This is a genomic window from Microcoleus sp. F10-B2 (genome assembly GCF_036704965.1).
GTDB lineage: Bacteria > Cyanobacteriota > Cyanobacteriia > Cyanobacteriales > Microcoleaceae > Microcoleus.
Window position 1 is genome coordinate 1 of the sequence record NZ_JAUBTB010000132.1, and the last position, 13793, is coordinate 13793.

A 13793-nucleotide genomic window follows, 5' to 3' on the forward strand; every position below is an offset into this window, starting at 1 on the left:
TAATTTACAACTCTAAACGCCTACTTTCTTTGAATTCAGTTTAATTCTCTTGATCCTTTCCTTCAGGGCACTACCAATAATAGCAACAGGGTAAAATAATGTAATGACAAAAAAAATTGTGTTATCGATCTGTTTGCTAATTAGTGCTGCATGGGGCGGTGGATTTGGCAAAGTGTCGATCGCAACTCCAGCGCTCGATCGCAGCCATATTCTGTCTGCCGATATTCCAGAACCCGCAGCGGACTTGTCCGGCTTAGTCCTGACTTTACAAGACCTCCCCCCAGGTTTTACAGAGATGTCATCTGACTATGTGGCAAGTTTAAGAAATAAACTCAGCCAGGGCCCTGACTTTAAGCCAGGCAGCATCTTTGCGTACCAAAAAATCGATAGCAAGCTGTTGGAACTTCAATTGCTGATAGGATTTACAGTGCAACTGTCAGATCCGACCCTACAACCTGCGTTTGATCGAGCAATCGGTGAAGGGATTTTTGCAAAAGCATTCTCTCAAGGTTTAAACGGTAACAAGGAAGTGCAGTTCACTCCTCCCGCCACTTTAACTTTGCAAGACAAGATTGGCGAGGTATCGGCTGGGTGGAGAAGTCAAGGAAAAGTAGAAAATATACCCATGAATGTCGATCTGGCGATGTTTCGACGGGGGCAAATAGGGGTTGTTATGGCAACTATATATCTCGACGGCACTAAACCGACTATTACGATTAGCGAAGCAGCGCGCAAATTCGACAGCCGGATGATGGAATTGAAACCTGATTTAACTCAACCGCAGTAAGTGGGTGGTGCAACCTCTAAAAAAATCAGCCTGATACTTGCAGATGACACTGAGATTAGTTACAGTAACAAAACTCGGGCACAAATAGCAGAGAAACCCGACTTTTATGTTATTTGTACAGATGTCTGCCAGCAGAAAATTTCGTTAATCAAACCCTGGTGCTGCGTCCAGGAATGATATCATGTTTGTTGAAGTGCCAGTTATAAAATTTTATAAAAAAAGTAGAGGCTGGTTTATAGATATTGTGGATGTGAATTACAGATTGTTGGTAAAAGCTACCACTACAAGTATTGTGGTTGAGTTACCCGAAATGATATGACTGAGAAGAAAGATCGCGATTACAATATATTAAGACCGCAATACCTATGGTTGCCGCTGTTTCCCTACAAAATGCCTGCAAAATCTACAATAAAATCCCGGTTGTCAATGACCTTTCCTTCACGATTGAAGCAGGAGAAATGTTCGGCCTCCTTGGCCCCAACGGTGCCGGCAAATCGACCACAATTCGGATGCTGACTACCCTGACTAAACTCACCAGCGGTCAAATTCAGGTAGCTGGATATGACGTGATGCGGCAAAGCTTGCAAGTAAAACAGTGCATCGGCGTCGTACTCCAACAAACCAGCGTTGATACTGAGCTTTCCGTCTGGGAAAATATGGAGTTTCACGGGCGGATGCACCACATCCCAAACCCGAAACGGCAACAGTTAATTAAACAGTGGTTGGAATATGTAGAATTAGCAGAAAGGCGAGATGATTTAGTAAAAACTTTGTCGGGAGGAATGAAGCGGAGGTTGCAAATTGCCAGAGCACTTTTGCATGAGCCGCAAATCTTATTTTTGGACGAACCGACTGTAGGGTTAGACCCACAAACGCGGCGTCGGTTGTGGGAAATTATTCTAGATTTGAACAAGCAGGGAATGACAATGCTGTTGACAACGCATTATATGGATGAAGTGGAATATTTGTGCGATCGCATCGGCATTATGGACGGCGGCAAGTTAATTAAACTGGGAACATTGGCCCAACTGCGGCAGGAACACGGTCAAGGGTTAGTGATGAAACAAATAGGCGATCGCTGGGAATACAAGTTTTTCCCTACTCTGGAAGAAGCTAATTTATATCTGGATGGCAAAGCCGATAAAACTGGGATGATGGTTCGTCCTTCTAATTTAGAGGATATTTTTGTAGAATTAACTGGTCGACAGTTGGATTGATAAATGGCAGATCGCTAAATGTGATATTTTAAATTGGAAAATTGGCGATTAAGGCGGCAATTTGTTTGAGCAAAAATCTCATATTCAGTCCGGGAGGCAAAAAAAGGTTTAACGCTCTACTTATAGCGTTTAGGCGCGCCATTCCGCACCATAAATTGAAATTTTATGCGTCCCCGACTGAAATTGAAAAAAAAAAGAAAATTGAAAGAGTTGGGTTTTATTCCTCAACCTAACATATACTTTCAATGATTTGTGTAAGGGGAATGTTTATTACTAATTCTCTTTATTCACGACACGGAAGTTACGGAGATACGGATAGGTGTTGTTTTCCTGCTTCCTGCTTCCTGCTTCTTTCAACGTCCCAATTAATAATTCCAAAATGACTCGCTTAGCCACAACAATAGAAGCCATACTGTACCTAAAAGGTCAGCCAGTGCCGCTTGCAGAAATTGCCGAAATTGCCAAGTGCGATCGATCCGAAGCCGAAGACGCCATCATTGAGCTCATGTCTGACTCGTCCCGCCGCGAGAGTGCATTAGAAGTCGTCGAAACTCCGACGGGATACAGCCTGCAACTCAGAGAAGAGTTTGCTAGTTTAATGCAAACTTTAATACCTCCAGAATTAGGTGTTGGAGCTTTGCGGACGCTGGCTGCGATCGCCCTCAAAGGCGGCATCGCTCAGCCTGACTTAGTTAACTTACGAGGCTCAGGAGCTTACCAACAAGTGCAGGAACTTGTAGAAATGGGTTTCGTCCGCAAGCGGCGACCCACTGAGGGGCGATCGTATTGGTTACAAGTTACCGATAAATTTCATCGGTACTTTCAAGTAGACCAACTGCCAAAACAATTGCAAATTGACTTTCAGGCAAATTTGTACCCAAGCAAAGACGAGTAGTTTAAAGTAGAATGTAACAAGCCAGAAATTAAGAATCGCCAAATGGTTTTTCACCCTGACTTTGACAGTTCCAATGCCCAACAAACAGCAGCCAATCCACTTCTGAAGTACCTCCAAAACCAATCCCCGGAGGTTCTAGCCCGCGTCGCCAAGTCCGTCAGCCCAGAAATCAAAGAAATTATCTCTCACAACGTTCAAGGACTCGTCGGCATCTTGCCTTCAGACAATTTTAACGTCCAAATTACCACTGACCGCGAAAACTTAGCAGGTTTGCTAGCTTCAGCGATGATGACTGGCTATTTTCTGAGGCAAATGGAGCAGAGGATGCACCTAGAAGAAAATTTAACAAACACCAGCTCGATTCAACCAAACTCTCCCAAAGAGAAGTAAAAATATCAACGAGTTGGGGAAGCCAGAAAGATGAAAGCTGTTCAAAAAAATAAACAGTCCTGAACGCACAGGGAATTAAGAAACCGGGTTTTTAACCAGATATCCCTGGCGCTACACCAAGGGTTTTGGTGAAAAAACCCGGTTGCTACGTCCAGGACTGTAAACCATCAGATTCATCTTTCATCCTCCAGCGTTTGCCACTAATACCAGTTTCCAAAAAGAATGCAACTGTAGGTAAGCTCCAAATCCTTATACAGTAAGTCATTCCCAATTCTTTAATCGAAAATCGAAAATGGTATTAGCCACCAGCGGGGCTACCTGATAAGGGAAAAGCACCGGGACGTACTTTAATTGTCTCAACTTGACCCAAACGGTTAATTTCCAATTCGAGTTCTTTGCCCACAGCAGTGTTTTCCACCCGTTCTTGCACGTCCCCGGGAGCGTTAACCGCAATTCCATCAACTTTTTGAATGACATCTCCGGCGCGCAAGTCGGCTTTTTGAGCGGGGGAATTTTCCACGACTCGCGTCACGGCTACGCCTCGATCGAGGGTAATTTTATTATTATCGAGCTGTTTGTTGAGTTCAGCCTTGGTGGCGGGACTCAAGCTGACCATTTGAATGCCGAGATAGGGATGTTCGGCTTTACCTTTGGCGAATAACTGATCGGAAACTCGTTTGGCGGTTTCGATCGGAATTGCAAATCCCAAGCCCTGAGCGTCGGCGCGAATGGCTGTATTGATACCAATTACTTCGCCTTGGTCGTTGAGCAGGGGGCCGCCAGAATTGCCGGGGTTGATGGCGGCGTCGGTTTGGATGAAGCGGACGCGCTTGTCGGGGATGCCTACTTGGGAACTCGATCGACCCGTAGCGCTGATAATGCCCACAGTCACGGTATTGTCGAGACCTAAAGGATTGCCGATCGCGATCGCCCACTGTCCCGGTACAATATTGTCCGATCTGCCCAAAGCCACCTGCGGCAGTTCCTTAGCATTAATCTTAACCACAGCGACATCCGTCAGCGGATCGACTCCCTGCACCTTACCCTCAAACTCGCGGCCGTCTTTGAGCGTCACCTTGACAGTATCCGTCCCGGAGACAACGTGAGCATTAGTAACTATGCGGCCGTCAGGAGTGAGAATAAACCCCGAACCCGTACCTCTCTTGACTCGTTCTTCCGGCTGCGGCAAATTGTCCCCAAAAAACCGGCGAAACAAAGGATTTTTGAAAGCTTCGGGTACTTGATTCGCTACCTTGCTCGATGCGTCAATCCGCACTACAGCCGGGCCGACTTTTTCGGCTGCTTCAGCAATAAAATTGGGATTGCTGCGATCGACCGCCTGATTTTCCTGAACTGGAGGAGACGGATAGGGCGGGATTTGGTTGCGCACTACGGGCAAAACCGATCCGGTTTCCAGATTGCTTGAGCCTTGGAGATAGCGATTGCCCAACCATCCCATACCTCCCCCGATCGACAGCAAAGTCACATAAAGGGTCGCTTGCTTAAAAGATAAACTCATTTAATAACTCCCGCTAAATACCTCATCCCCGCAGACACGTTCCGAATCGAGCATTTTTGTCTTGACGACGGGAAGGAAGCGGGGCGGGGCGTACCGCTTCCTCAAGAACATAACTGTTAACAGGCAGGCGCTGACAGGGATCGCAAGCAATTTTTGCTTGATTTCCCAAGAGCGACCAAAACTAATAATTCTCATCCTAACTTGGCTTAGCCTGGGATTTACAGTCTGGGGGGCGGCTAGAGCTTTCAAATATGCAGTTTCACTCGACTCGAAAACTGTCAATTGTCCATAATGAATACTTTTTTGTCTGCACATAATGACTTTTAAACGCTTATTTCCGCTGATTTCTGCACTAATGTGGTCGATCGCACCCGTTGGGAAAACGGTGGCAAATACCGAGATCCCACCTGCAAATCTTCCTTCAAGTACACCTGTAGAAAACCCCGACCCCGCCCGCGATTGCCCGAGTCCGGCTATGTCTCGGTTGCGCCGCCACACTGCAGTCCAGGGCGAAACCATAGAAAGCATCGCGCGGCAGTACAATGTGATTCCTGCGGCGCTGATCGGGATAAATCCGATGTTGCGGGCCGGTGAAGTATCTGCTGGAAGTGCGATCGTCATTCCTCCGTACAGTGGCATCGAGGTAGAAGTGCCTGCGGGCTGGAATTGGCAAAAACTGGCAGAAGCTTACAAAGTGCGCGCAGATTTGCTATTTGAGGCGAATGGGTGCAGGCCTTTGGGGAAAACGGTGTTTGTGCCTGCGGTGAATATGTCGATCGGGCCTTCTATCAATCTCGATGCGGCGCGGGTGCAAAGATTTCCGCTGCCGGCCCCAGCGGTGGAAGCTTTGCGTTACGGGCGGCAATTGCATCCGGTCCTGCGCGAATTTTTTTTTCACAGCGGCGTAGATTTTTTGGCGTCGGAGGGTACCCAGGTTTTGGCGGCGGGCGAGGGGACTGTCGCCTTTGCCGGGCCCCAGGGGGATTACGGGAATTTAGTGGTGGTCAACCATCAAGCGGGGAAGCAAACCCGCTACGCTCATTTGAAAGATATTGCGGTAACAGTCGGTCAAAAAGTGCAGTCTGGAGAAGTTTTGGGAACTGTGGGGATGACGGGAAAACGGGACATTCCGCGATCTCATTTGCATTTTGAAGTTCGCTACAATTCGGGTTTGGGTTGGGTTGCTGAAGACCCGCTGGTTTATTTGCAAGCGACTGTTAAAAAATAGGATTGGGTAGTTTGAGCCGAATATAAGCGATTTACTGTAATCTGTACTGCATTTAAATTGTATGTTGAGGGCGGGCTTTCCTGCCTGCCCCACAAGAGTGTACGAACAGGTGCTACGCCCGCAAGCGTCCGAAAAGCCGTTGGCAAAGAAACGGGAAAAACCATTTACCTAAAAGCGATTCAACAACACCCTGTGGCAGCGAGTGGGGCGATTGGTTCGTAAAACCTTGTCGTTCTCGAAGAAATTGAGTAACCGTATTGGTACAATTTGGTACTTTGTACATCATTACAATGCCTCTCTTGGCTCTTGAGCATTACTATTCACCACTACCCAAAAATAAAAGTTAGTTTTCATTGGTCAGTTGTCAGTAGCAACCGAATTTGATATTAGAGTTCAACTTTTCCGCAGTGCATCAATAATCTGTGCGTTTGCCTTGGGAAAAGTAAATTGGTCAATTTCGTCGAGTGTCACCCAACGAATTTCATCGCATTCGATCGTTTGCGGTTCACCGCTGATGTGGCGACAGTGGTGCACGTAAAGCCTAACTGTAAAATTAGTGTAGTCGTGGTCAATTGTAATCAAGCGATCGCCAACTTCTACAACAATCCCCAACTCCTCCATTATTTCCCGTTCTATGCAAGCTTCGATTGTTTCCCCAGGCTCTATTTTACCGCCCGGAAACTCCCAGAAACCCCCGTGCAGTCCGTGTTGTCGGCGCTTGTCAATCAAAATTTGTTGTCGGTCGTTCCAGATTGCAGCAACGCCGATAACTTTGTGGGCCAAAGGATAAACAGACATATTAATTAGGAATTAGCAATTAGCAATTGGGAACTTGTGCTGAGCGTAGCCGAAGTATTGGGAATTGGGAATTGGGAATTTAAGAATAATATCAATAATTATTCAATTATTTAATCTAAAATCTAAAATCTAAAATCTAAAATCTCAAGCCCCCATCTTGGGAGGGGGGCTTGACACTTGTACAACTTAAATGTTAAGAATCGACTAATCGTCCGAGCCGTGTCTCTCACTGGCTTGTATGGACTTTTCAAAAGTCATTCGCTGTTCGGCATTTTTGAGAAAATAACCGCTAATCATCGCCGAAGCGAGCAATCTACCCAAATGTTCGCGACTGGTAGTAACTGTCACCCCGAAGTGTTCCGAAGGCAAATTCCCCAAAAGTCCAACAATATTTCGTTCCATTACTTGGAACACTTCGTGAGAAGTCGGTTTAGACAACTGAGAAACAGTGTCGGGAGCCATGGACTGCACGTATTGCCATAATAAGTTGGTATTTTCTCCGTCTTCTTCAAAGAATTCTGGGGATTTATTAGATGAATTACTCACGAGTACCTCCGTTTCAGAGACAGCTTGTTATGTTACACACGGGCGGTTAAATTAAATAACCATTATTCGATCGCTGCCGATCTTTATTACTAAGTAATTACTAATGTAGCAGGACAGTCGCAGCAACCAAGTGAGCACAACCGAATTAAAAGCGGCGGTTTTTACGATTTTAGATTGGGGATTGCCAGGGGTGGAGACCCGATCGCCATCCCCAATCTACCTAGCTGGCTAGATAATCGTTGATATCTTGCTTGCGCTTGCGGAGTTTGGTCAAAGCTTCCCGTTCTATTTGCCGCACTCGTTCCCGACTGATGTTGAGACGATCGCCTATTTTTGCCAAGGTTAAGGTTTGCCCGTCTTCCAAACCGAACCGCAAGGCGAGGACTTCTCGCTGTTGCTGAGTCAGCTCCGCCATCAGGTGGTCTAAGTCAGTCCGCAGGGAAGATTGCAGGGCAAAATCTTCTGGGGTAGTACCCGTATCTTCCAACAAATCGCCCAACTCTGTATCTTGATTGTCTCCCACACGTAAGTCAAGGGAAAGTGGCAGGCGCGCGCGTTCGAGGTATTCCCGAATCTGTTTGGGAGTCAATTCTAGCTCAGATGCCAATTCAGCAGCCGTGGCCGCGCGGCCTAGCTGTTGAGCAAGTTGGCGCTGAGCCTTTTTAATTTTGTTGAGCTTTTCGGTAATGTGGATCGGCAAGCGGATTGTGCGGCCTTTTTCGGCGATCGCCCGAGTAATTGCTTGACGAATCCACCAATAAGCATAAGTAGAAAATCTGTAGCCCTTAGTCGGGTCAAATTTTTCTACTCCCCGCTGCATCCCGATCGTGCCTTCCTGAATTAAATCGAGCAAATCTACATTGCGCTTGATGTATTTCTTGGCAACAGACACTACCAGGCGCAGATTCGCTTCCACCATTTGGCGCTTTGCCCTTTCCCCGTGGTCGATCGTCCGCTGCAACTGTTCCTCAGACAGCCCTACTGCCTGCGCCCATTCAGCCGCCGTCGGGTCGCGGCCTAACTCTTCGGCTAAAATATTTTTCTCCTGATGCAGTGCGGTTGAGCGCTGTACCTGTTTCCCGTAGAGTATTTCTTGCTCGTGGGTCAACAGCGGAACACGGCCGATTTCCCGCAAGTAAGCGCGAACAGAATCTGTATCTGAGGACTTAAGAGTTTTCATGAGCTTTTCCCGCTGAGGATCTGTGCCTCTAAAGGTTTGCGACATCGCAAACCCCTAGCTTTAGCTGGGAAGGAAAGCGGGCGGGGACTTGCGCTTTCCTTTCATTTAAAGAGGCTTAGTTTTATGGTAGCTAGCTGCTACTCCCACTCAGCACCATCTCAGGTTAGGTTTTGGTTGGGGCGCACACAATGCTACATTATATTAAGAATCTTAACATTTTTGAGTTCCTTTGGCTACACTTCTTCATATTTATTTCATGCCAGCTTGAGCTGCACTGAATTTATAGAGTACCTAATTTACCTAATTTACCTAGGGCTTAGGCATGGGGACTGGTGAAACCCGGTTTTTTGGGAAAAGAGGCGTTGGGACCCCTAGACTCGGTAAAAGGCGTTGCTGGAGCGAGGTAAGATCGGCGCGATCGCGGGAGACGAATATTGCTGAATATGACTTGGGTTGAATTTTTTTCTATTAATTGCTCGCCGCATCAATCCTACCTAACTGCTGCAAGGCTATTCGTTTAAGTCCAGTTAGAACAGCCATATCTTATAGATTTGTCCGTTGCCTTCATGATGATGACGTATTTGCCAGACACATAGCAGCTTTGGGTAATGTTTGGACTTGAATTTTGTTTAAGTCTCGCGAATTTCTATCAATACAAGCAGTGAATCTAAACATCCCCTGAATACAAGACGGCTGCTGCGGTTAAAGAACTCTTTCTTAAGGGAGATTAGTCGATTTAATTTTGGGCGGATATTGAATATGACAGATGCCATGTACTTAAACTGTATGAAATCTTCTAAAAGTTCGGTGTCCAAACAATCTTTTGTACTGGTGCAACCAGAGGTTAGCCATCTTATTCGTGAACTTCGGCAACTAACCCAACTGACCCAAGTGCAACTCGGAGAATCGCTGGGTGTTGCTTACGAGACGATTAATCGCTGGGAGAATCAACGGATTCAACCCTCTCCTTTAGCATTAAGGCAAATTCGGACGCTGGTTGCAGAACTGGGTCAATCCTCTTCAATCGTCGTTCGAGAAGGTAGCAAAAAGCTTTTAGCTCACTATTTTTCACAGAGGTAGGGTGTGTGAGTGATTCAGTAGAGGCGGCCGATCCTAAAAACTTATTTGCAGGCGACAGCGAGATGGCGATGCGGATGCGATCGCACGATTGGTCGCAAACGCCACTGGGGGCGGTCGAAACCTGGTCGGACAGCCTGAAAACCGCTGTGCAAATCCTGTTGACCGAACTCGATCGCACCCAGCAACCAGACAAGACGCAGCTAGAATCTAATCTGCCAGAGGAGCGCCCCTCAACAGATGCCTTGCGTCAAGCTGCCCGAGCCGATGCGTTTCGAGTTAAGCTCACCAATGCGTTACGCCCTCTGACTGATGCCAACGAGATTCAGGCGATCGCAGCCCGTGTTCTGGGCGAGTCTCTAGGCGCAAGCCGCGTCATTTACATTGAAGTGTTACCAGGTGGCAAGGAAGTCATCGTTCATAAAAACTACACGAACGGTGTTGCCGAACTAAGCGGGCTGTACTATCTGAAAGATTTTGGACGCAACCTGACACACGACCATCAAGCGGGACAAACGGCTATCGTTCCCGATGTGGCGAACTACCCTAAATACACAGCCAGCCAGAAGGCAAGGTATCCAACAATTGATATTGCCGCGCACATTGATGTGCCGCTGATCAAGAACCATCAATTTGTCGCATTGCTGGCGGTGCATCAGGCAAACCCCCGTCCGTGGACGGAAGATGAGGTGAAACGAGTCGAGGAAACCGCACAGCAGACGTGGGCAGCCGTTGAACGTGCCCGTGCTGAAGCTGTTTCGCGTGAAAGTCGCACCGAACTCGAACGGCAACTCCGGAAGTTCGACGCGATCGTCGCTGCAATTCCCGATTTTATTTACACCTTTGATTTGGCGGGACGGTTCACGTATGTCAGTCCGGCGTTGCTCAATCTTTGGCAGAAAACTTCGGATGAAGCATTGGGAAAGAACTTTTTTGAGCTGGATTATCCAACCGATTTAGCGACCCGACATCAGCAACAGATTCAACAGGTGATCGCCACGCGCAAGCCGCTCAAGGATGAATCCCGCTACACTAGCGCCATCGGTACACGCGCCTATGAATACATTTTTGTGCCGCTTTTAGGGATAAACGGCGCAGTAGAAGCAGTGGCAGGCGTGACGCGAGACATCACCGATCGCAAACAGGTAGAACAAGCCCTGCGCCAAAGCGAGGAGCAGACTCGGAATATTCTCGAGAGTATTACAGACGCATTCTTGGCTCTGGATGAGAACTGGATGTTTACTTATATGAATCCATCTGCCGAAACACTACTAGATCGTACTCCAGGCGATTTAATTGGCAAGAATTTGTGGGCAGAATATCCAGAACTTATTGACAATGAGTTAGCGCAGGTTTACTGGAGCGCCATGCGCGATCGTGTGGCTGCGTCACTAACCGCGTTTTACCCAAATCATGGCCGCTGGTACGAAGTTCGCACTTACCCCGCCCCAAACGGCATTACCGTTTATTTCAAAAATGTTACCGAGCAGATTCAAACTGCCGCAACTCTGCGTCAATCTGAAGAACGCTACCGAACTCTATTTGAGTCGATCGACGAAGGCTTCTGCATTATTGAAGTGCTATTTGACGAAAATGATACGCCGATCGACTACCGCTTCTTAGAAATCAATCCCACCTTCGAGCAGCAAACGGGACTTCAACAAGCAGTCGGTAAAACAGCGCGTCAGTTAGTTCCAGATTTAGAAGACCATTGGATTCAGATTTACGGTCAAGTTGCTATAACGGGTGAACCGGCTCGCTTTGAAAATGGCTCTGAACCAATGAACCGATGGTTCGATGTCTATGCCTGTCGTATGGGTGAGCCGGAGGCGCGAAAAGTTGCCATTGTCTTCAAAGATATTAGCGATCGCAAACAGGCCGAAGAAATTTTGCGGCGAAACGCCGAATTTAATGCTTTCCGCGTCTCTCTCACCGACGCACTCCGCCCCCTTGCCGACCCAGTAGAGATTCAGGCTACAGCCAGCCGCGTGCTGGGCGAATATCTCGGCGCGAACCGGGTAGCGTACTTCGAGGTTCGCGGCGCTGATTGCGTCGTCGAGCGCGATTACGTCAATGGATCTGAACCACTCGCTGGCGGTTACTCGGTGGATTCGTTCAGTCCGAAGCTGCTGGCAGCGTACCGCACTGGTCGCGCCGTGTCCGCTTCCGATGTGGCAGCCGATCCCAACCTGTCCCCGGCTCAGCGATTGGCTTGCGCCACCATCAAGATCGGTGCCTACATCGGCATACCGCTGATCAAGGAGGGCGAGTTTGTAGCTGGGCTGGCAGTCCACACATCAGGTCCGCGAGCTTGGACACCAGAGGAGGTTTCCCTAGCGGAAGAAGTAGCCGATCGCACTTGGGCGGCAGTCGAACGCGCCTGTGCCGAAGCAGCCTTGCGCGACAGTGAAAACCGCTTCCGCATGGCGATCGAAGCTGCCCAATTAGGCACTTGGGACTGGAATCTCATCACCAATCAATTGATTTGGGATGAGGGTTGCAAAGCCATGTTTGGCTTACCGCCAGAAGCCAACAGCAGCATTGAGGTCTTTTTTGCCGGACTGCACTCCGACGATCGCGAACGACTAGAACAGGTGGTCCAATGGACTTTGAACCCAGCTAGCAACGGCAAGTATGACGTAGAATATCGCACGATCGGGATTCAGGATGGGGTTGAACGGTGGATTGCCGCCAGAGGACAGGCTTACTTTGATGCTGCCGACAATCCACAACGCTTTGTCGGCACTGTACTCAATATCACCGAGCAAAAACGCATTGAGGCAGAACGAGAACAACTCCTTGCCCGCGAACAAGCCGCAAGAGAGGCAGCCGATCGCGCCAACCGGATCAAAGATGAGTTTTTGGCGGTGCTGTCCCATGAATTGCGATCGCCCCTCAATCCGATTCTCGGTTGGTCCAAGCTATTGGTGCAGGGAAAATTAGATGCCGCAGAAACCACAATGGCATTAAAAACAATCGAGCGTAACGCCCGACTCCAAGTGCAACTGATTGACGATCTGCTCGACATCTCCCGGATTTTGCGCGGTAAACTTGGTTTAACCGTGATACCTGTCGATCTCGCTGCCGTCATTTCTGAAGCCCTAGAAACGGTTCGCTTAGCAGCAGAAGCGAAAGCCATTCAAATTTACACAACGATTTTACCGAGTGTTGGCATGGTAATCGGCGATGCTGGACGGTTGCAGCAGGTGGTGTGGAATCTCTTGTCTAACGCAGTCAAATTTACACCTCATCGGGGACAAGTTGCTGTCACTCTAGCTTCCGATGAAACCCACGCTCAAATTCAAGTTAGCGATACTGGAAAGGGGATTTGCTCTGATTTTTTGCCCTATGCCTTTGACCATTTCCGGCAGGAAGATGGAGCCACCACCCGCAAATTTGGCGGCTTAGGGTTGGGACTGGCGATCGTGCGGCAAATTGTGGAATTGCACGGGGGAACGGTTGCAGTTGAGAGCCAAGGTGAAGGACAAGGAGCTACGTTTACTGTTCGCATTCCGCTTGCAGCTCGATCTCATGAATTGCCAGCGATCGAGCAGCCATCGGACTCAACCGGAGATTTAAGCGGCATTTATGTCTTAGTTGTGGATGATGAGGCAGACTCACGCGATTTTGTGGCGTTTGTTTTAGAACAAGCGGGGGCGACCGTCACCGCCATCGCCTCTGGAACTGAGGCACTACAAGCTTTCTCTCAAGCAGTTCCAGACATTATTGTGAGTGACATTGGGATGCCAGGAATGGATGGCTATATGCTGCTGCGTCACATTCGCAGCCTGCCGCTAGAACAAGGCGGACAAATTCCCGCGATCGCCCTCACTGCCTATGCTGGAGAGATGGATATACAGCAAGCGGTAGCAGCAGGCTTTCAACGTCACCTTGCCAAACCTGTTGACCCCGAGGCAGTCGTCGCGATCGTCACCAAATTAGTATCATCAGGCTAAATCAGGCAAACTAAACGCCACCTGGCTCTCAAATCTTGCCTAATTAGGGCTTGCTGAATAAGTCAAAAAAACTCAAAAAAAGTTCGATCGCAAGTTCGAGCAAGCCGACAAGTCAAGTTTTTGTTGGGAGCATCCCGATTTTGCAAGTATACAAAAGTATGATAAAATGCGCTGCTTTTGGGAAAAGCCAACACTTAGCT

Annotated in this window: 11 protein-coding genes and 1 pseudogene; 8 read left to right on the plus strand and 4 right to left on the minus strand. The window is 48.2% G+C overall.

Annotated elements, in window-relative coordinates; genetic code table 11:
- The first annotated feature begins 103 nt into the window (after positions 1-103).
- From QUA99_RS29945 to QUA99_RS29960, 4 genes are all read left to right on the plus strand, one after another.
- Positions 104-787, plus strand: coding sequence for a hypothetical protein (locus QUA99_RS29945; RefSeq protein ID WP_333244354.1), 684 nt, complete (start codon positions 104-106; stop codon positions 785-787).
- A gap of 365 nt (positions 788-1152) precedes the next feature.
- Positions 1153-2004, plus strand: a complete 852-nt coding sequence (locus QUA99_RS29950) for an ABC transporter ATP-binding protein (RefSeq protein WP_333244351.1) — start codon at positions 1153-1155, stop codon at positions 2002-2004.
- A gap of 379 nt (positions 2005-2383) precedes the next feature.
- Positions 2384-2899: an SMC-Scp complex subunit ScpB gene (gene scpB, locus QUA99_RS29955; protein ID WP_333244348.1), complete on the plus strand. Its 516-nt coding sequence runs from the start codon at positions 2384-2386 to the stop codon at positions 2897-2899.
- 42 nt (positions 2900-2941) lie between these two features.
- On the plus strand, positions 2942-3289 hold the full coding sequence (locus tag QUA99_RS29960; protein WP_333244346.1) for a DUF760 domain-containing protein: 348 nt from the start codon (positions 2942-2944) through the stop codon (positions 3287-3289).
- 298 nt (positions 3290-3587) lie between these two features.
- Here QUA99_RS29960 and QUA99_RS29965 read toward each other — a convergent pair whose 3' ends face one another.
- On the minus strand, positions 3588-4808 hold the full coding sequence (locus tag QUA99_RS29965; protein ID WP_333244343.1) for an HhoA/HhoB/HtrA family serine endopeptidase: 1221 nt from the start codon (positions 4806-4808) through the stop codon (positions 3588-3590).
- 316 nt (positions 4809-5124) lie between these two features.
- On the opposite strand from QUA99_RS29965, the gene QUA99_RS29970 reads away from it, so the two are divergent.
- Positions 5125-6036: a M23 family metallopeptidase gene (locus QUA99_RS29970; protein ID WP_333244340.1), complete on the plus strand. Its 912-nt coding sequence runs from the start codon at positions 5125-5127 to the stop codon at positions 6034-6036.
- 135 nt (positions 6037-6171) lie between these two features.
- Positions 6172-6346: pseudogene (locus tag QUA99_RS29975) on the plus strand (IS1 family transposase); the annotation flags it as partial.
- Between the two features lie 83 nt (positions 6347-6429).
- On the opposite strand, the gene mutT reads toward QUA99_RS29975, so the two are convergent.
- From mutT to QUA99_RS29990, 3 genes are all read right to left on the minus strand, one after another.
- The gene (mutT, locus tag QUA99_RS29980; RefSeq protein ID WP_333244337.1) at positions 6430-6834 is read right to left on the minus strand and encodes an 8-oxo-dGTP diphosphatase MutT; all 405 of its coding nucleotides are present in this window, start codon (positions 6832-6834) and stop codon (positions 6430-6432) included.
- 204 nt (positions 6835-7038) lie between these two features.
- Entirely contained in the window at positions 7039-7380 is a 342-nt protein-coding gene (locus tag QUA99_RS29985) for a DUF760 domain-containing protein (protein ID WP_015174476.1), read from the minus strand.
- Between the two features lie 220 nt (positions 7381-7600).
- Positions 7601-8560: an RNA polymerase sigma factor, RpoD/SigA family gene (locus QUA99_RS29990; RefSeq protein WP_333244335.1), complete on the minus strand. Its 960-nt coding sequence runs from the start codon at positions 8558-8560 to the stop codon at positions 7601-7603.
- A gap of 786 nt (positions 8561-9346) precedes the next feature.
- On the opposite strand from QUA99_RS29990, the gene QUA99_RS29995 reads away from it, so the two are divergent.
- The gene (locus QUA99_RS29995) at positions 9347-9640 is read left to right on the plus strand and encodes a helix-turn-helix transcriptional regulator (RefSeq protein WP_333244332.1); all 294 of its coding nucleotides are present in this window, start codon (positions 9347-9349) and stop codon (positions 9638-9640) included.
- 62 nt (positions 9641-9702) lie between these two features.
- A complete protein-coding gene (locus tag QUA99_RS30000; RefSeq protein WP_445251057.1) occupies positions 9703-13593 on the plus strand; it encodes a PAS domain S-box protein in 3891 nt (1296 codons plus the stop codon).
- Positions 13594-13793: the final 200 nt, after the last annotated feature.